Source organism: Angustibacter sp. Root456, from assembly GCF_001426435.1.
In the GTDB taxonomy this organism is placed as follows: Bacteria; Actinomycetota; Actinomycetes; order Actinomycetales; family Angustibacteraceae; genus Angustibacter.
Genome location: NZ_LMER01000014.1, coordinates 185,300 through 202,654, shown reverse-complemented (window position 1 = coordinate 202,654; position 17,355 = coordinate 185,300). Strand labels below are relative to the sequence as shown.

18 protein-coding genes are annotated in these 17,355 nt (G+C 74.0%); 9 read left to right on the top strand and 9 right to left on the bottom strand.

The window, feature by feature from the left end:
* The first annotated feature begins 163 nt into the window (after positions 1 to 163).
* The gene (locus ASD06_RS06140; RefSeq protein ID WP_157371549.1) at positions 164 to 604 is read left to right on the top strand and encodes a hypothetical protein; all 441 of its coding nucleotides are present in this window, start codon (positions 164 to 166) and stop codon (positions 602 to 604) included.
* Between the two features lie 9 nt (positions 605 to 613).
* Here ASD06_RS06140 and ASD06_RS06135 read toward each other — a convergent pair whose 3' ends face one another.
* On the bottom strand, positions 614 to 1,102 hold the full coding sequence (locus tag ASD06_RS06135) for a DUF427 domain-containing protein (protein WP_056674589.1): 489 nt from the start codon (positions 1,100 to 1,102) through the stop codon (positions 614 to 616).
* A 121-nt stretch (positions 1,103 to 1,223) separates the two neighbouring features.
* Here ASD06_RS06135 and ASD06_RS18810 point away from each other — a divergent pair, with 121 nt between their 5' ends.
* The 3 genes from ASD06_RS18810 to ASD06_RS06120 are packed head-to-tail and all read left to right on the top strand — an operon-like array spanning position 1,224 to position 4,118.
* The gene (locus ASD06_RS18810; protein WP_056674587.1) at positions 1,224 to 2,339 is read left to right on the top strand and encodes a hypothetical protein; all 1,116 of its coding nucleotides are present in this window, start codon (positions 1,224 to 1,226) and stop codon (positions 2,337 to 2,339) included.
* Complete coding sequence (locus tag ASD06_RS18805) at positions 2,336 to 3,265, top strand: ABC transporter ATP-binding protein (protein ID WP_056674585.1); 930 nt, start codon at positions 2,336 to 2,338, stop codon at positions 3,263 to 3,265. Before ASD06_RS18810 ends, ASD06_RS18805 begins: the two co-directional genes overlap by 4 nt.
* Positions 3,252 to 4,118, top strand: a complete 867-nt coding sequence (locus ASD06_RS06120) for an ABC transporter permease (protein ID WP_056674584.1) — start codon at positions 3,252 to 3,254, stop codon at positions 4,116 to 4,118. The genes ASD06_RS18805 and ASD06_RS06120 overlap by 14 nt, the downstream gene beginning before the upstream one ends.
* A 4-nt stretch (positions 4,119 to 4,122) precedes the next feature.
* Here ASD06_RS06120 and ASD06_RS06115 read toward each other — a convergent pair whose 3' ends face one another.
* From ASD06_RS06115 to ASD06_RS06090, 6 genes are read right to left on the bottom strand one after another with little or no spacing between them, the layout of a single operon-like run.
* The gene (locus ASD06_RS06115; protein ID WP_056674582.1) at positions 4,123 to 4,719 is read right to left on the bottom strand and encodes an energy-coupling factor transporter transmembrane protein EcfT; all 597 of its coding nucleotides are present in this window, start codon (positions 4,717 to 4,719) and stop codon (positions 4,123 to 4,125) included.
* Entirely contained in the window at positions 4,716 to 5,402 is a 687-nt protein-coding gene (locus tag ASD06_RS06110; protein ID WP_056674580.1) for an energy-coupling factor ABC transporter ATP-binding protein, read from the bottom strand. Before ASD06_RS06110 ends, ASD06_RS06115 begins: the two co-directional genes overlap by 4 nt.
* Positions 5,399 to 6,607, bottom strand: coding sequence for a thiolase family protein (locus ASD06_RS06105; protein WP_056674578.1), 1,209 nt, complete (start codon positions 6,605 to 6,607; stop codon positions 5,399 to 5,401). The genes ASD06_RS06110 and ASD06_RS06105 overlap by 4 nt, the downstream gene beginning before the upstream one ends.
* Before the next feature lie 39 nt (positions 6,608 to 6,646).
* The gene (locus ASD06_RS06100; RefSeq protein ID WP_056674576.1) at positions 6,647 to 7,261 is read right to left on the bottom strand and encodes a trans-aconitate 2-methyltransferase; all 615 of its coding nucleotides are present in this window, start codon (positions 7,259 to 7,261) and stop codon (positions 6,647 to 6,649) included.
* A 15-nt stretch (positions 7,262 to 7,276) separates the two neighbouring features.
* Positions 7,277 to 8,395 (bottom strand): class I adenylate-forming enzyme family protein, encoded by a 1,119-nt coding sequence (locus tag ASD06_RS06095; protein ID WP_056674575.1) that lies wholly within the window; start codon positions 8,393 to 8,395, stop codon positions 7,277 to 7,279.
* Positions 8,373 to 9,002: a biotin transporter BioY gene (locus ASD06_RS06090; RefSeq protein ID WP_056674573.1), complete on the bottom strand. Its 630-nt coding sequence runs from the start codon at positions 9,000 to 9,002 to the stop codon at positions 8,373 to 8,375. The genes ASD06_RS06095 and ASD06_RS06090 overlap by 23 nt, the downstream gene beginning before the upstream one ends.
* Positions 9,003 to 9,148: 146 nt before the next feature.
* Here ASD06_RS06090 and ASD06_RS06085 point away from each other — a divergent pair, with 146 nt between their 5' ends.
* From ASD06_RS06085 to ASD06_RS06075, 3 genes are read left to right on the top strand one after another with little or no spacing between them, the layout of a single operon-like run.
* Entirely contained in the window at positions 9,149 to 9,742 is a 594-nt protein-coding gene (locus tag ASD06_RS06085) for an RNA polymerase sigma factor (RefSeq protein ID WP_056674571.1), read from the top strand.
* Positions 9,739 to 10,194 carry a hypothetical protein gene (locus ASD06_RS06080; protein WP_157371547.1) on the top strand — a complete coding sequence of 152 codons (456 nt, stop codon included), beginning with the start codon at positions 9,739 to 9,741 and terminating at the stop codon, positions 10,192 to 10,194. Before ASD06_RS06085 ends, ASD06_RS06080 begins: the two co-directional genes overlap by 4 nt.
* Positions 10,191 to 12,863, top strand: a complete 2,673-nt coding sequence (locus ASD06_RS06075) for a CHAT domain-containing protein (RefSeq protein ID WP_056674568.1) — start codon at positions 10,191 to 10,193, stop codon at positions 12,861 to 12,863. Before ASD06_RS06080 ends, ASD06_RS06075 begins: the two co-directional genes overlap by 4 nt.
* On the opposite strand, the gene ASD06_RS06070 is transcribed toward ASD06_RS06075, so the two are convergent.
* On the bottom strand, positions 12,851 to 14,080 hold the full coding sequence (locus tag ASD06_RS06070; RefSeq protein ID WP_162248048.1) for a S8 family serine peptidase: 1,230 nt from the start codon (positions 14,078 to 14,080) through the stop codon (positions 12,851 to 12,853). The genes ASD06_RS06075 and ASD06_RS06070 overlap by 13 nt on opposite strands.
* A gap of 419 nt (positions 14,081 to 14,499) precedes the next feature.
* On the bottom strand, positions 14,500 to 15,375 hold the full coding sequence (locus ASD06_RS06065) for a neutral zinc metallopeptidase (RefSeq protein ID WP_056674564.1): 876 nt from the start codon (positions 15,373 to 15,375) through the stop codon (positions 14,500 to 14,502).
* Positions 15,376 to 15,473: 98 nt separating this feature from the next.
* Here ASD06_RS06065 and abc-f point away from each other — a divergent pair, with 98 nt between their 5' ends.
* Together abc-f and ASD06_RS06055 are read left to right on the top strand one after the other, a co-directional pair.
* On the top strand, positions 15,474 to 17,072 hold the full coding sequence (gene abc-f, locus ASD06_RS06060) for a ribosomal protection-like ABC-F family protein (RefSeq protein WP_056675071.1): 1,599 nt from the start codon (positions 15,474 to 15,476) through the stop codon (positions 17,070 to 17,072).
* Positions 17,073 to 17,108: 36 nt separating this feature from the next.
* Positions 17,109 to 17,348 carry a helix-turn-helix domain-containing protein gene (locus ASD06_RS06055; RefSeq protein WP_056674562.1) on the top strand — a complete coding sequence of 80 codons (240 nt, stop codon included), beginning with the start codon at positions 17,109 to 17,111 and terminating at the stop codon, positions 17,346 to 17,348.
* The last annotated feature ends 7 nt before the right edge of the window (positions 17,349 to 17,355 follow it).

Here is a 17,355-nt window from a genome sequence, read left to right as displayed (position 1 = left end):
CCGCTCTGTCGATGTCGCCAGCGTGCCACCGCCGCAACGAACCGTGCCTCAGGTCGTCGGCTGGGTCGCCGCCGTCATGGCCGTCGCCCTCATCACCGGATGCGTAGACTCCGGTCCCGTGGTCTCCGCCGACCGGCGGACGTCAGCAACGCAGGGGGCGTCGATGTCCGATGATGAGCAGCTGCCGGAGGCGGTGCCGGCCTTCACGGCCCACTTCTCCGATCCCGTCTACGAGGACCCGGCCGGGGAGTTCGCGCCGTTCGGCACGGACGAAGGCTCCGACATGCTCTACGAGTGGGACGAGCGTCGCGGTGAGCTCGGCCCCGACACGACGGTGGCGGACCTCATCGAGGGCGCCGGGATGTCGGAGGTCGCCGCCGGGCTGGGCACTCCGGAGGAGAGCCCGGTCCCGCGGGCGGGCGGGCCGGTCGACGCCGCAGTGACGATCGTCGCGGCGGCCTTCACCCTGCTTCGGCTGTCGGGTCACATCGACGACGCCGGGAAGCGGCTGACGCTCGAGGCCCTCGACGCCCTGATCGGTTACTACGACTCACCGCCCGAGCTCGTGCGACAGCGGGCCGATCTGGAGTCCTGGCAGGGCTGAGCGCCCTCGCTACCAGCCGCGCGTGCCCGGGCCGCCCTTGAAGGGTCCCGTGACCCTGCTGGTGATCCAGCCGCCGTAGAAGTCGCCAGGTTGGGCGACGACCAGCTCGTCGTCGACGGTGCAGCGGTCCATCAGGCCGGGGTAGAAAGCGACGTGGCCGATCAGGGTCTCGTAGCCCGCGGGGGGTCGGGGGTAGTGCCAGGCCGCGCGGGGGATCACCCGACCGCTCGCGCACACCACGTCGAAGTAGGACGCCGAACCCTTGAACTCGCACCACGTGGTGCCGGTCACCGGCCGCAGGACGCCGGGGGCGACGGCGTCGGTGGGCAGGTAGTAGACCGGTGGGTGGCTGGTCTCCAGCACCCGCAGCGACCGGCTGGTTTCGGCCACGACGTGGGACTCCACCTCGACGACCACGCGCTCGTGCGAGGGCACGACGACGGGCGGGCGGGGGTAGTCCCACACGGACTCCGTCCGGCGGTCCAGGTCGTCTGCCACGCGTCCATGGTCGCTGCGTGGTGCAGCGGCCGCCGAGGTCGCAACGATCCGGTATCGCCTCCACACAGCATCTCCACCGCTGGTGGTTGCCGTGCCCGCGGCGGTGACGGACAGTGGAACCATGCTCGGTCTCTCAGCGCGCCACGCCCGGTGGGCCGCCCCTGTCGTGATCGCGGCAGCGGTCGCGGGCGGCGCTCAGGTGAGCGCCCAGGCGGCGAACGACCGCCCGCACCTGCCGTCGCTCACGGCGCGCGACCTGCTGGTGAAGGTGCAGACGGCGAGGGTCTCGACGCTCAGCGGCACGGTGCGCTCGACGACCGACCTCGGCGTGCCCGCGCTGCCGCAGCGGGGCGGCCTCGACTGGTCGTCGCTGCTCACGGGAACCCAGACGCTGCGCGTCTACCTCGACGGGCCGCAGCGCCAGCGCGTCGACCTGGTGGGCCCGCTCACCCAGGCCAGCCTCGTGCACGACCGGTCGACCCTCTGGACCTGGAACAGCACGACGCGCACGGTGACGCGCACGGTGCTGCCGTCGTCGTCGCAGGCCACGGCCCTGCCGGATGTGCCGGGCGCTCCTGGCGACCTGGCGATGCACCTGCCCTTGACGCCGCAGCAGGCGGCCGAGCGGGCACTGGCCGCGGTGTCGCCGACCACGAAGGTCTCGGTGGGTCGTCCGGCCACCGTGGCGGGGCGCGACGCCTACGACCTGCGCCTGCAGCCGCGGGACGCGGTCAGCCTGGTCGGGTCGGTCGACGTCTACGTCGACGCCCGCACCGGGCTGGTGCTGCGTACCGTCGTGACGCCGCGCAGCGGCGGGGCCGCGGCGGTCGACATCGGCTTCACTCGCCTGAGTCTGCGCAGCCCGGCGGCGTCGACGTTCCGGTTCAGCCCCCCTCCGGGCTCATCGGTGCGGGACGTCACGATGCCCACGCACGATGCCCAGAGGTCGGCGCCGTCCGGCGCCGCGCCGGTGCGGACGTTCGGCAACGGCTGGACCACCGTCGTACGGTCGACGGCGCCGCAGCCCTCGGCGTCGGGCGGATCCGAGCAGCCCGCGAGTCCCCTGCTCGCGACGCTGCTGCGGGCCTCGCGGCCGGTGCCGGGCGACCGGCTGCCCGGTGGGGGCCGGCTGCTGACCACCCGGCTGGTGAGCGTGCTGCTGACTGCCGACGGGCACCTGTACGTGGGTGCCGTCACCCCGGACGAGCTCATCCGCACGGCGCGCGCCAGCGGATGAGCGCGATCTCGACGACCGCTCTCACCAAGCGGTTCCGCGGGGGGCAGATCGCGGTCGACCAGCTCGACCTGGACGTGCCCGAGGGCACGGTGTACGGGTTCCTGGGGCCGAACGGCTCCGGCAAGACCACGACGATCCGCATGGTGCTGGGGCTGATCGCGCCGACGTCCGGTGAAGTGTCGCTGCTCGGGGCGCCCATGCCTGCAGGGTGGCAGTCGACGCTGCCGCGGGTGGGGGCGCTCATCGAGGGGCCGGCCTGCTACCCCTTCCTCACCGGAGCCGAGAACCTCGAGCGGCTCGACGCGGCCGACGCCACCGCGGCGCCTCGCACGCGGGGCGCCCGCATCGACACCGCGCTCGAGCGCGTGGGGCTGACCGCCGCGCGCGACAAGCGCTACCGCGCGTACTCCCTGGGCATGCGCCAGCGGCTCGGTATCGCAGCGGCGTTGTTGCGCCCGCGCGACCTGCTGGTGCTCGACGAGCCGACCAACGGCCTGGACCCCCAGGGCACCCGCGAGGTGCGAGCGCTGGTGCGCGAGCTCGCGCACGAGGGCACCACGGTGTTCGTGTCGAGCCACCTGCTGGCCGAGGTCGAGCAGATCTGCACGCACGCCGCCGTCCTGTCACGCGGCCGGCTCGTCGCGGACGGCGAGGTCGAGCGGCTGCGGGCAGCCGTCAGCAGCCGGCTCGTGGTGACCACGCCTGACGCCAGCGTGGCCGGGCAGACCCTTGAGCGCCTGGGGTTCGCGGACGTCGTCCGGCTCGACCACACGGTGAGCGCACCGGTCGGGGCGGTGGAGGTCGACCAGGCGTGCGCCGCGCTCGTGGCCGCCGGCGTCCGGGTGCAGGGGCTCGTGGTCGAGCGTCCGTCGCTGGAGGACGCCTTCGTGGCGCTGACGGGGGAGGGCTTCGATGTCGCGGGCTGAGGCGACTTCGGCGGTCGGCTCCGGATCACCCGTCGGCGCCACGTGGCGGTTGCTGCGCAGCGAGCTGCGCCTGCTGCTCGGCCGTCTGCGCATCCGAGCCGGACTCGTCGTGCTGGCGGCGGTGCCGGTGCTCATCGGCGTGGTCGTGCGCTCGTTCGGCGGCCCGTCGAGCCCCTCCGAGGGGCCGCCGTTCCTGTCGGACGTGACGCAGAACGGCCTGTTCATCGCCTTCACGGCGCTGACGGTCGAGCTGCCGCTGTTCCTGCCTTTGGCCATCGGGGTCGTGGCGGGCGACAGCATCGCGGGCGAGGCCCAGATGGGCACGTTGCGGTACCTGCTCGTGGCGCCCGCCGGCCGCGCCCGGCTGGTGCTGGTGAAGCTCGTGACCGCGCTGGTGTTCGGGGTGCTCGCCGCGTTCACGGTGGCCGTCGTCGGTGGTGTCGTCGGCGCGCTGCTGTTCCCGCTGCGCGACGTGGCGCTGCTGTCGGGCGGCACCATCACGGCCGCCGACGCGCTCGTCCGTGGCCTCGGTGTGGCCGCGTACGTGGGGCTGTCGCTGGCCGGGCTGAGTGCGATCGGCCTGTTCGTGTCGACGCTCACCGACGTGCCGATCGCCGCCATGGCCACGACCGTCGGCCTGGCGATCACGAGCCAGATCCTCGACGCCATCCCGCAGGTGTCGGCGATCCACCCGTGGCTGCCGACGCACTACTGGCTGGCGTTCGGTGACCTGCTGCGCCAGCCGGTGGAGACGTCGGTGATGCTGCAGGGCCTCGGTCTGCAGGCCGTCTACGTCGCCGTGTTCGGCGCGGCCGCCTGGGCGCGCATGACCACGCGCGACGTGCTCGCCTGAGCGATCAGTCGTCGACGCCGCGGGCGGCGAGTGCCTCACCCAGCCGGTCGGCGTGCCGCAGCGTACGCAGCACGAGGGGCACGAGCAGGGCGCGCGGGCTGCGCTCGAGACCGCGCGCACGGCGGGCGTCGCGCGCCTGGGCGAAGGTGTCGGCCAGCACGGGCACGGCGCGCACGGTGAGCGCGAGGGTGAGCCCGACCCGCTCGGGGTCGACGCCGAGCCGCCGTGTCGGGCCCAGCACGCGCACGCAGACGTCGAGCATGTCCGACACCCTCGTGGTGAGCGTGACCAGCGCGGCGGCCGCGACCGTGACGAGCATGGTGCCGACCACGACCACCACCTGGCGCCACCCGCCCGACCACCACTGCAGCGGGACCAGCAGCACCACGAACCAGCGCATCGGCCACAGCTGAGCGAGCGCCACGGACGGCGGGACCGCTGCGAGCGCGTAGCCGACCACGACCACGCCGGCTGCCACCGCGACGGCGAGCGGGCGCCGGGCCACGACCAAGGTGGTCGTCCCCGCCAGGAGCAGCCCGAGCAGCAGGCCGGCCGGAGCGCGGTGCAGGAGCGACGAACCGGGTCGGTACAGGCCGATCATCGCCCGGCCGCCTGCATGAGGCCGCGATAGCAGCTGATCGCCTCAGCCGGCGCGCCGTCGAACGCCACGCGTGCCTGGTCGACGACGATCACGCGGTCGTAGTCGGCCAGCAGCTCGAGCTGGTGCGTCACCATCACCACCTGCTGCGGCAGCGCGGCGATGAGCTCCGCGACGCGCAGGCTGTTGCGTAGGTCGAGCAGCGTCGTCGGCTCGTCGCAGACGAGCACCGAGGGCTCGGTGACGAGTACGGCGGCGAGGGCGAGCAGCTGCTTCTGGCCGCCCGAGAGCAGGTGCGCCGGGCGGTCGCCGAGGCCGGAGAGGCCGTAGCGCTCGAGAGCGTCGGCGACGAGCGCCTGCCGTTCACCTCGGCTGAGCTGCTTGCGGCGCAACGAGAACTGGATGTCCTCGGCCACCGTGGGCATGACGATCTGCGCGTCGGGGTCGGTGAAGACGAAGCCGACCTGCCGGCGGACGGCGGCGCCGTCGCGCCGGGTGTCGAGACCGTCGACCGTCACCGAGCCACTCGAGGGCAGGACGAGACCGTTGAGCAGGCGCGCCAGCGTCGACTTGCCCGAGCCGTTGGCACCGACGACGCCGATGCGCTGCTCGGTGAGCGCGAGGTCGATGCCGTCGAGCACCACCGTGTCGCCGTACGCGTGCTGGACGCCGGACAGCCGGATCATCCGACCCGCTCCACCAGCAGGGCCACACCCTGGCCGCCGCCGACTGCACACGTCGCCACCCCGTACCGCGGGCCGTCCTGGCGCACCATGCGGCTGAACAGCCGCACGACGAGCAGGGCGCCGCTGGCACCCCAAGGGTGCCCGAGGGCGATGGCACCGCCCTGGGTGCACACGACCTGCTCACCCGGGCCGCCGAGAGGGTCAAGACCCCAGGCGTCGGTGCTGGCGAGCACCTGCGCGGCGAAGGCCTCCGTGATCTCCAGGGCGCCGACGTCGGCGATCGACAGCCCGCAGACGTCGAGCACCGCCTGCACGGCTGGCACCGGCCCGAGTCCGGGCAGGCGCGGGTCGACGCCGATGGCTGCGACGGCCCGGACGGCGAGCCCCGGCAGACCGAGGTGCGCGCGCGTCGCCTCGTCGACCACGGCGACCGCTGCCGCACCGTCGCTGATGCCGCAGGAGTTGCCGGCGGTGGCGGTGCCGTCCGGGGTGAACGCCGGCCGGAAGCGGGCCAGCCGCGCGCCGTCCAGCCCCGGTCGCGGGCGCTCATCGGCCTTGACGGCGCCGACCGCGACCAGCTCCGGCTCGAAGACGCCTGTCGCCTGCGCGGCCACCGCGAGCGCGTGCGAGCGGGCGGCGTAGGCGTCCTGTCGCTCCCGCGTGATCCCGCGGGCGGTCGCGAGCGCGTCAGCGGCCTCGCCCATGCCGGGGTCGCCGTACTCGTCCGGGGCGAAGCGGGCGCGGTCGTACGGCTCTCGCCTGCCGTCCGGCAGCAGCGCCAGTCGGGTGGGCGCCGTGCTGGCGCTCTCGACGCCACCGGCGAGCACGACGCCACCGGCGACGGCGACGTGGGTGGCGGCCTGGGCGATCGCCTCGAGCCCGCTGCCGCACTGCCGGTCGAGGGTCACGCCGGGCACGTTCAGGCCGAGACCGGCAGCCAGCGCAGCCACGCGGGCCGGGTCACCGCCGGGGCCCATGCAGTTGCCGAGCACCACCTCGTCGACAGGCACGTGGCCTGCCGCATCGGCCGGGTCACTCGCCAGGTCACTCACCAGGGCTCGCAGCACCGGCACGCTGAGGGCGGTGACGTCGTACGCCGCGAGCGAGCGACCGGCCGTGCCGACCGGGGTGCGACGCGCCGCAACGACGACGGGGGAGCGGGCGTCGCGGACGTCGTCGCACAGGGTGAAGGAGGCGGGGGGCATCGGCTGCCAGCGTAGACGGACGAGAGGGGGTGCTCCGTCTCAGGACGACGGGCCTGGACGCCGGGCGATGATGTCGAAGACGTGCCAGTGCTTGGGTCCGCTGAATGCCATGCCGTCCTCGTCCTCGACGTCGAAGCGGAGAATCTGCAGGCCGTCGAGCAGCGAGAGGCACTGCGCCTCGGCCAGGAACGTCCCGGTGCCTGAGTTCGCCCACGAGTCATGGTCTCCGAAGACGTTGACCGCAAGGACCCCTCCCGGTGCGAGCGCCTCCCTGACCCTGCGCCACATCGCGCCGAAGTGCGCGGGATCGGTGAACGGCAGCGCGTACCCGGAGTAGACGAGGTCGGCGGTGGGCAGACAGGGGAGGTCATTGAGATCCACGACCGACGTGCGCAGGCGCTCACGCGTCCCAGCCGGGGCGACGGTGCGGTTCAACGCGTCCAAGGACTGCTGGTCGGCGTCGAGGGCGTGCACCGTCCAGCCGTTCTCGAGCAGCCATCGCGTCTCGATCCCGGCACCGCAGCCGATGTCGAGCGCCACCCGGCCCGGGCCGCCTCCCGCATGAGTGAGTGCGTCGACCAGCAGCGGCCGCACGGCCCTTCGGGCCTGCTTCGCGTTGTAGCGGTTCCAGTGCGACGGGTCGTGATCGGCCATGGTTCGAGTGTCCCGTCAGGCAAGCGGTGGCAGTGTGCGGGCGGCGGAGGCGACGTCCGTCCGCGCCAGCTTGCCGGTCGATGTGCGAGGCAGGTGCTCGGCGCGCAGCCAGTGCACCGGACGACTCCACGAGGGCAGGGGCCGCAGCCCGGACACCAGGTCGGCTCGCCGTACGCCCGCGGCGACGACGACCACGGCCGCCACGACCTGGCCCAGCCGGCCGTGCGGGAGGCCGACGACCGCGACGTCGCGGACTCCCGGAAGCTCGTGGATGGCGGCTTCGAGCTCCTCGGCCACCACGGTGTGGCCGCCGGTCGCGACGGCGGCGTCGCCGCGGCCCAGGACTCGCCAGCCCTGGCCGTCGCGGTGTGCGCGGTCGCCGACAGTGCGCCACTCGCCGTCCGCCCGCAACGGCCCGGTGTGGGCGGGGTCGAGGTATCCGAGGCACGCGTAGGGCGAGCGGACCCACAGCTCGTCGTCGGCGACCCGCACCTGCGCGCCGGGGAAGTCGTGCATGGGCCCGTCGTCGCGGCGCCAGCCGACGAACGACAGCTCGGCGGCCCCGTAGTACTCCAGGACGTCGAGTCCCGCGCGTTCGGCCCGCCGGCGCAGGGCGGGCGCGAGCGCAGCGCCTGCCACGATCGCAGTGCGCAGCCGGCTGGTGCCACGCTCCACCGCGTCGCAGACGTCCGACAGCATCGCGGGGACGACGTGCGTCAGGGTCGCCTCAGGGGGTACCCCCCGGTGGACGGGGCTGGTCACCACACCTGCGCCCACGGCGCGCGCGTGCACCCCGCCGTACAGCGACAGCCCGGACGTCAGCGGCAGGGGCAGCCAGACGACGTCCCGGTCGGTGGCGCCGGTGAGCCGGGTCAGGGGCTCCAGGCTGGCCCGCCACGACTCGACGGTGCGCACGACGCCTTTCGGCCGCCCGGACGAGCCCGAGGTGAAGAGCACCAGGTGGTCGTCGCCGACCCGTCCATCGCGCAGGGCGGTGCTCAGGTCGGTCAGGGCGCGCTCGCGCAGGGGCGGCGGCCACGTGGGGTCGAGCACCGCGAGCGGGGCGTGCAGCCGGCCCTCGAGCCGGATCTCGAGCCGCTCGAGCAGCCGATCAGGCTCCGGTGTCTCGACCACGGTCGGCCGACGAGGTCGTGGTGCCAGCCAGCGGCCGCTCGCGCCGCGCGGGGGGCGGCACCGGGTGACCGCGGTGGACGCCGGCCGCCACGAGCGTCGCCACGATGGCCTTCGCGATGTCGCCGGGCAGGAACACCGTGGCGGCGACCGCGGTGGCCACGACAGACGAGGTTCCCGTGATGGCGGCCTGCACCGGCACGCCCACGAGGTAGACGACGCCGATGCCACCGACCACGTTGGCGAGCAGGCCCCACCACACCGGGTAGGCGGGGAGTCGTCGCTCGACGAGCCATCCGACGACAGCCGCACCGAGCGGCCAGCCGATGAGGTAGCCGACGCTCGGGCCCGCGAACACACCGAGTCCCCCGCGTCCGCCGGCGAGCAGGGGCAGCCCGGCGGCCACGAGCGCCAGGAACGTCAGCAGCGCGAGCAGGGCGCGTCGCCAGCCGAGCACGGAGCCGGCGACCATGACGCCGAGCGTCTGCAGCGTGATCGGCACCGCGTTGCCGAACAGGCTCACCGAGCCGGGCAGGCCCAGTACGGCCACGAGAGCCGCGAACGAGGCGATGAGGGCGAGGTCTCGAGTTGCTGACGGCCGCGTCGACATGGCGCGAAGGCTAGCGCGGACGTATCAGGAGACCGAATCGCGTCCTCTGTCTGGACATGGAGACCTTGCGCGCCGCGGACGTGGCCCTTGTCGGCCGGGTGCCGTGGCAACCACAATGGCACTGGTCGCGTACCAGGGGGTCTTCGATGAGCACGGGTGTCACGCCCGAGGGCCGCGTGTCCGGCGACGTCGCCGTCGCCGAGCTGCTGGAGCGCGCCGCGGCCGGCTCACAGGACGCGTGGAACGAGATCGTGCGCCGCTACGAGCGCCTGGTGTGGTCGGTGGCGCGCGCGCACCGGCTCGACGCCGCCGACGCCGCCGACGCCGTGCAGACGACGTGGCTGCGGCTGGTGGAGCACCTCGGAGCCATCCACGAGCCCGATCGTCTCGGGGCGTGGCTCGCCACCACGGCGCGGCGCGAGTCGCTGCGCCTGGCGGGCCGGCGTCGACGCGAGCAGGGCCAGGGCGACGACGACGAGCTGGCGACCATCGCGGACGACGCCGTCGACGTCGAGGCGTCGCTGCTCGCGACCGAGCGCGACGCCACGCTGCTGCGGGCCCTGCGCCGCCTCGACGACCGCTGCCAGCGCCTGCTGCGGGTGCTGTCAGCCTCACCTCCGCCGCGTTACGACGCGGTGGCGGAGGCCTTCGGCATGCCGATCGGCAGCATCGGACCCACGCGCGGGCGCTGCCTGCAGCGGCTGCGGGGCGCCTTGACCGAGCTGGGGTGGTCGTCATGACGGCGCACGACGCGCAGGAGACGCAGGACGCCCGCGACCCGGTGCTCGACGCCCTCGCGGCACTACACGATCAGCTCGACCCCGTGCCGGAGGTCGTCTCCCAGTCGGCGCGAGCGGTGTTCGAGCTGCGTGACCTGGACGCCGAGCTCGTACCGCTGGTCGAGAGCATGGCGACCACGCCGGTGCGCGGTGGCGAGGACTCCTGGCTGTCGTTCGCCCTCGACGGGCTCGAGATCGACCTCGGCTCCCGGCGCGAGCGCCACGGCTGGCAGCTCGTCGGTCAGGTCACCGGCCCGGTGCGCGAGCTGGCCGTGCACACGCTCGCGGGCACCGAGCCCGTCGCTCTCGACGCCCACGGGCGCTTCCGCGCGGCGGTGAGCGCTCGGACCCTCAGCCTGCGCCTCACGACCCCCGACGGCCGTCGGCTGCGCACCCAGTGGGTCAGCCTGTGACGCTGGCCCCGGACGCAGTCGGGGCCACCGCGGCGGAGCTCGCCGAGCAGGCCATGGAGCTGGTGGGATCGGACCCTCTGGCGGCGATCGAGCACGCTCAACGGGCGTTGGCCGCCGCGCGCGGTCCGCAGCAGGCGCCGACGCGCACCCTCGCGTGGCGGGCGGTCGGCCTGGCGGCGCGGGCCCGCGGTGACCTCGCGCACGCTGATGACGCCTTACGGCGTGCCGTGCGGGCGGCGACGCTGGCCGGTGACCGGGCGGCGGCCGCCGAAGCCCAGATGACGCGCTCGTTCGTGCTGCTCGACCAGGGCCGCGCGGCCCTGGCGCTGCGCCTCTCGGCGCGCGCCGCGAGTGACCTGGAGGGGCTGGCCGCGGCGCGGCTGCAGGCGCAGCGCGCGTTGATCCTGCAGCGCTGCGGCCGGCTCACCGACGCTCTCGACGTGTACGACGCCGTCATCCCGCACCTGGTCGAGGCCGGCGACACGGTGTGGGAGTCGCGGGCCCGCAGCAACCGCGGGATCCTGCACGCCAACCGCGGTGACCTCCTGCGTGCCGACGACGACCTCAGCCGGGCCCGCGAGCTCCTCGAGGCCGACGGCCGCGAGCTCGACGCGGCGGCGGTGCTCTGGAACCTCGGGTGCCTGGCCCGCGAGCGCGGTGACGTCGTCCTGGCGCTGCGTCGCTTCGACGCCGCGGACCCGGTCTGCGACCGTCACGGCTTCATCGAGGGGCTGCGGCTGGTCGACCGCGCGTCGTTGCTGCTCGCCGTCGGTGCCGTCGGGGAGTCGCGCGAGGTCGCCGAGCGCGCCCGGGCCGCCCTGGCCGCGGCCGAGCAGGCCGCCGACCTGCTGGAGTGCGAGGCGCTGCTCGCGCGCATCGCCCTGCTCGACGGTGACGAGCCGGCCGCGCTCGAGCACGCGCGGGCCGCCCATCGGGCCGCGACCGAGCAGGGCCGCCCCGGCTGGGCCCTGCAGGCGCGGCTGCTCGAGCTGCTGGCGCAGGAAGGCGCCGGCGACCCGGGCCTGGTGCGGCGTGCGACCGAGCTCGCTCGGGCGCTGGACGACGCGTCGTGGCCGGACGCTGGTGCCGAGGCGAGGCTGCTGGCCGCTCGAGCTGCGGCCTCGTGCGGGAGGCACGAGAGGGCCGCCGAGCTGCTGGCGGCCAGCCGGTCGGTGGCGGCTGCCCCGTCGGCGGTGGCGCGGCTGCGTCAGGCGCACAGCGAGGCGATCGTGGCCTACCGGGGCGCAGACGCTGCGGGCGCCGTACGCGCTGTGCGCACGGGCATGACGGTGCTGGCGCAGCACCGGGCCGGTCTCGGGGCGAGTGACCTGCAGGCGCACGTGCCGGCTCTGGCCGAGGGATTGGCCGGCGTCGGCTTGCGGGTCGCGCTCGAGGCCCGCTCCGCACTGCGGGTGCTGCGCGAGATCGAGCGCTGGCGCGGTCAGGACGTGCGGGCCCGGCCGGTGCGTCCGCCTCGCGACCCCGAGCTGTCGGCGGCCATCGCGGCGCTGCGTCGGGCCAGCAACGAGGTGCAGCAGGCTGCGGTGGCGGACGGCGCGGCGGCCCCGCGGGGTCGGTTGGCGGCGCTCGAGCGCGACGTCGTGCGCCTCAGCCGGCGCACGGCGGGCGGCGCCTGGCGTCCGTCGACCGGGCCGGCGTCCGCCGCCGAACTGCGGCGAGGGCTCGGACGCCACGTGCTGGTGGAGTACCTCGCGCTCGACGGGCGGCTCCACGCGGTGACCCTGGGGGGTGAGGAGTCGTCGCTCGACCCCGCCCCACGGCTGCACGAGCTGGGCCGGGTGGCCGACACCGAGGCGGCGCTGGAGCACCTGCAGTTCGCCCTCGCCCGCCTGGCGACCGGCCGCGGCAGCGAGCGGTCGCTGCAGACGGCGCTCGACGGCGCTCGAGCGGGCGGCGCCGAGCTCGCCGCGCTGCTCGTGGAGCCGCTGGTCGATCGCATCGCGCCGGGCTCACCGGTGGTCGTCGCACCGACCGAGAGCCTGCACGCGGTGCCGTGGAGCGTGCTGCCGGGCCTGGCCCACACCCCCGTGCACCTCGTGCGCTCGGGAACGAGCTGGCTGGCAGCCCGCGCTCACCGCTCGCACCGGCCACCCAAGAGCGTCGACCAGCGCGAGGTGTTCGTGACCGGGCCTGGCGTCCGCGCGGTCAAGCAGGCGCTGGAGCACCGTGACCGCAGCCCGCAGGTGGCGTTCGGTGCCGACGCGACCGTCGCGCGCACCCTGCAGCTGCTCGACGGCGCAGCGGTGGCGCACGTCGCGGCGCACGGCACGTTCCGCAGCGACAACCCCTTGCTGTCGTCGTTGCGCCTGCACGACGGCGACCTCACGGTGTACGACCTGGAGGCTCTCGACGAGCCGCCCGAGCTGGTCGTGCTGGCGGCGTGTCACTCCGCCGCCGCCCAGGTGCTTCCCGGCAACCAGCTGCTCGGCGTGGCTCACGCGCTGCTGGGTGCCGGCACCGCCGGCGTGGTGGCCACGACGTTGCCCACGCCGGACGCCGAGACGGCGGTGCTCATGGAGTCCCTGCACGCCCACCTGGCCGACGGCCTCGACGCGGGCACGGCGCTGCTGCGGGCGCGCGACGCGCTCGACCTCGACACGCCCGCGGGGTTCGCCACGAGCGCGGGCTTCGACGTCTACGGCTGCTGAGCGCGCAACCGCACGTCGGTGCCGGGTCGGTAGCGCCGGCCGTAGCCGTCGCCCGGTGCGGCGTCGAGCTCGGCGAGCAGCTCGTCGGCGACCTCGCGTGCGGTGCGGCCGGGGCTGGCCGCCGCGCGGCGCGCGATCTCGGCGGCCACGAGCGGTGCCGCGAACGACGTGCCGCTCCACGCCGCCCACCCGGCGAACGCCGCGTCGTCCGGGTCGCTGCTGCGCCGGCCGTCGACGTAGCAGCTGTGGAGATCGACGCCGGGTGCGCAGACGTTCACCCACGAGCCGTAGTTGCTGAAGTCGGCGGCGCTGTCGTCGGCGCTGTCGTAGGCCGCGACGGCGATGACGCGTTCGAACGCCGCCGGCCAGAACGGCCGGTCGTGGCCGTTGTTGCCCGCGGCGGCCACCACGACCCGGCTGGGGTCGAGTGCGCCGAGCGCCTCCTTCAGCGCCTGCGGGGGTCGGTTGTGCCGGGTGTAGCCACCGAGTGACAGGTTGATCACCGGCGCCGTGGTCTCCGCCACCCCGAGTGCGACGCTGAGGTCGTCGCCGAACCCGCTGGGGGAGAGCACCTTTCGCTGCTCGAGCGCGAGCCCGGGGGCGACGCGTTGCACGAGGCCGCAGATGAAGGTGCCGTGGCCGGCCTCGGTGTCGAGCACGTGGTTGCCGTCCTCGTCGAGGACGTCGACGTCGTCCGGCTGCTGGTCGAGCAGCGTGGGAGCGAACAGCTGGTGCGCGGGGTCGGCGACCCCGGTGTCGAGCACCGCCAGGTCGGGTGTCGGCGACAGCAGCGCGACGTTCTGCGGCACCGGCAGGGCCGTGGCCTGCACCGGCTCGGTGGCCGGGCCCCCGAGGTAGACCCATTCGCCGGTGAAGACGTGGTTGAGCTCGACGTGCGAGCGGCGGGCCCGCGCTCGACCCTCCAACGCGTGCTGCAGGGGACCGACCTTGATGTCGGGCGGCACGACCCAGCGCTGGACGTCGACGCCGTGCCGGGCGAAGCGCTCGTTGACCTGCTCGTCCGGCCGCACGCGCGAGGACTGCGTCTCGGCGCGCAGCTCGTCGACCGCGCCCCGACCGAGCAGCAGCTCGCCCGGACGGTAGAGGTAGCCCTCGTCGACGTCGTCCTGCGCGACGGCGCCGTGCAGCGCAGGCTTCGCCGCGGCGCGGTGAAACGCGAGCTGCCTGAGTTCCTGCCAGCGCACTGATCGGGTCACGGTGCGTCCTTCACGTCGGTGTGGGTGGGGCGATTCGTCGATGATCTTCGTGGGGGTCGGGGGCAGTCTGCTCCCGACCCCCACGGGTCAGCCACCGTTTCGCGCAGGTCCGTCCCCCACGGGGTCCTGCGGGTCCCACCCCCACGGTGGCGGTGTGATCATCAGCCGGACGTTCACGCCCCCTGCGCGTGCACGTCGCCGGGCGGCGACGACCTGCGCGCGCCGGCGGATCTCCTGGGCTCGCCGAGCCCTCCGCTCGCGTTCGCTCGCAACCATCACCCGCTCCGTTCGTCGGCCGGTGCCGGGCTGTCGCCCGTCACGACCTACCAGAGCGGCGTCCGGCGTCCCTGATACACCCCAGTCCCCAACGTTTCGTGCACTTCGGATCCGGAGTGCACGCAGGGGGAGGGGCTGTCCTGTCAGAGGGAGGCGGCGTCCAGGGTGTTGCACTGGTTGAGGTCGCCGCTCTGGTAGCCGCGGGTGAACCACCGCTGGCGCTCCTCGGACGACCCGTGGGTCCACGTCTCGGGGTTGACGCGCCCTTGCGCCTGCTTCTGGATCCGGTCGTCGCCGACGGCGGCAGCGGCGGACAGCGCGGACGCGATGTCCTGCTGCGTCAGCGGCTTGAGCAGGGTGTTGCCCTGCGCGTCCTTCGTCGTCGAGGCGCCCTGGGCCCACATGCCGGCGAGGCAGTCGGCCATGAGCTCGATGCGCACCGAGCCGGACTCGGCGCCCTGGGGGTCCTGCTGCGCGGCGTCGAGGACGCCGAGGATGTCCTGCACGTGGTGCCCGTACTCGTGCGCGACGACGTACTCCTGGGCCAGTGCGCCGTCGTCCGCCCCGAACCGCGACGTCAGCTCCTTGAAGAAGGTGGGGTCGATGTAGACCTTCTTGTCGAGCGGGCAGTAGAACGGCCCCACCTGGTTGGACGCCGTGCCGCAGGCCGACTGCGTCATGCCTTCGTACTCGACCGTCTTGGCCCGTGTGTACTGCCGGTTGTACTCGGGCAGCTTGGCCGCCCAGAACGCCTGGACGCTGTTGACCGCCCCGACCACCCGGCACTTGTCGCTGCTGTTCGCGTCGGCGCCGGTGCGGCAGTTGGTGACCTGGCTCTGGCCGGGCTCCACCGGGGCACCGGGCGATCCGGTGATCGAGCTGGTGTCGACGCCGAAGACCAGGCCGAGGATGAGGATGATGAGTCCCGCGCCGCCCCCGATGGCGATGCCCCCGCGACCGCCGCCACCGCCCGACTCGATCTGGCTGGTGTCGAGCTGCGCGTCGTTGTTGAAGCTCACGCCGCGTAGACTAGCTACGAGATCGGCCGCACGCCTTGTGAGAAGAGCACGTCGGCTTGAGCACCGCAGCCGTCGTCGAGAGCGTGAGAGGCCCCACCGTGATCACCGTCACCGACCTCGAGGTGCGTGTCGGCGCGCGCGTGCTGGTCGACGGCGCGACGTTCCGCGTGGCGGACGGCGACCGCGTCGGCCTGGTCGGACGCAACGGTGCGGGCAAGACGACCCTCACGAAGATCCTCGCGGGCGACGGCTTGCCGGCAGCGGGCACGGTCACGAGCTCCGGCGAGGTGGGATACCTGCCGCAGGACCCGCGCACCGGGGACCTCGAGGTGCTGGCGCGCGACCGCATCCTGTCGGCCCGGGGGCTCGACGTCGTGCTGCGCCAGCTGCGCGAGACCGAGGGTGCCATGGCCAGCGCCGACGACGAGACGCGCGAGAAGGCGATGGCGCGCTACAGCCGCCTGGACGCCGAGTTCGCCTCGCGCGGCGGGTACGCGGCCGAGAGCGAGGCGGCGAGCATCGCGAGCAGCCTGGCCCTGCCGGAGCGCGTCCTCGTGCAGCCGCTGCGCACGCTCTCTGGCGGTCAGCGACGGCGCGTGGAGCTCGCGCGCATCCTCTTCAGCGGCGCGAGCACCCTGCTGCTCGACGAGCCCACGAACCACCTCGACGCCGACTCGATCCTGTGGCTGCGCGACTACCTGAAGTCGTTCCGTGGCGGGCTCATCATCATCAGCCACGACGTCGGGCTGCTCGACGTCGTGGTCAACCGGGTGTTCCACCTCGACGCCAACCGGGCCGAGCTGGACATCTACAACGTGGGCTGGAAGTCCTACCTCACCCAGCGCGAGACCGACGAGCGCCGCCGCAAGCGTGAACGCGCGAACGCGGAGAAGAAGGCCGCGACCCTGCTGTCGCAGGCCGACAAGATGCGGGCCAAGGCCACCAAGGCGGTCGCCGCCCAGAACATGGCGCGCCGCGCCGAGCGCCTGCTGGCCGGGCTCGAAGGTGAGCGGGTGCAGGACAAGGTCGCCAAGCTGCGCTTCCCCGACCCCGCGCCGTGCGGCCGCACGCCGTTGACGGCGCAGGGCCTGTCGCGCTCCTACGGCTCGTTGGAGGTCTTCACCGACGTCGACCTGGCGATCGACCGCGGCAGCAAGGTCGTCGTCCTCGGCCTCAACGGCGCGGGCAAGACGACGCTGCTGCGCATGCTCGCCGGCATCGACCCGCCCGACACCGGTGAGGTGGCGCCCGGCCACGGCCTGCGGCTCGGCTACTACGCGCAGGAGCACGAGACGCTCGACACCGAGCGGACGGTGCTCGAGAACATGCGGACGGCGGCGCCCGACCTCGGCGACACCGAGGTGCGCAAGGTGCTCGGCTCGTTCCTGTTCACCGGTGACGACGCCGACAAGCCCGTGCGCGTGCTCTCGGGCGGCGAGAAGACCCGCCTGGCCCTGGCCACGCTCGTGGTCTCCAGCGCGAACGTGCTGCTGCTCGACGAGCCCACCAACAACCTCGACCCCGCCAGCCGCGACGAGGTGCTGGGTGCCCTGCGCACCTACAAGGGCGCCGTCGTCCTGGTCACCCACGACGAGGGCGCGGTGCACGCGCTGGAGCCCGAGCGGGTGCTGCTGCTACCCGACGGCGACGAGGACCTGTGGAGCCCCGAGTACGCCGACCTGGTCGCCCTCGCCTGATCTCTCGGGTGGCGGACCCTCGCTGCGTCTCCCACGATGGGTTGCCTGGCGACCAGAGGAGGTCTCGTGACAGCCGTGAAGAAGGGCGCCCGACTGACCGGTGGTGACCGGGAGGAGATGGCCAAGACGGTCACGTCCTTGTACGGGCAGGGCAAGAGCATCCGTGACATCTCCGCCGAGACAGGGCGGTCGTACGGGTTCGTGCACCGGGTGCTGACCGAGAGCGACACGGCATTGCGCGGGCGCGGGGGCGCCACGCGACGTCGCTCGAGCTGAGGGGATG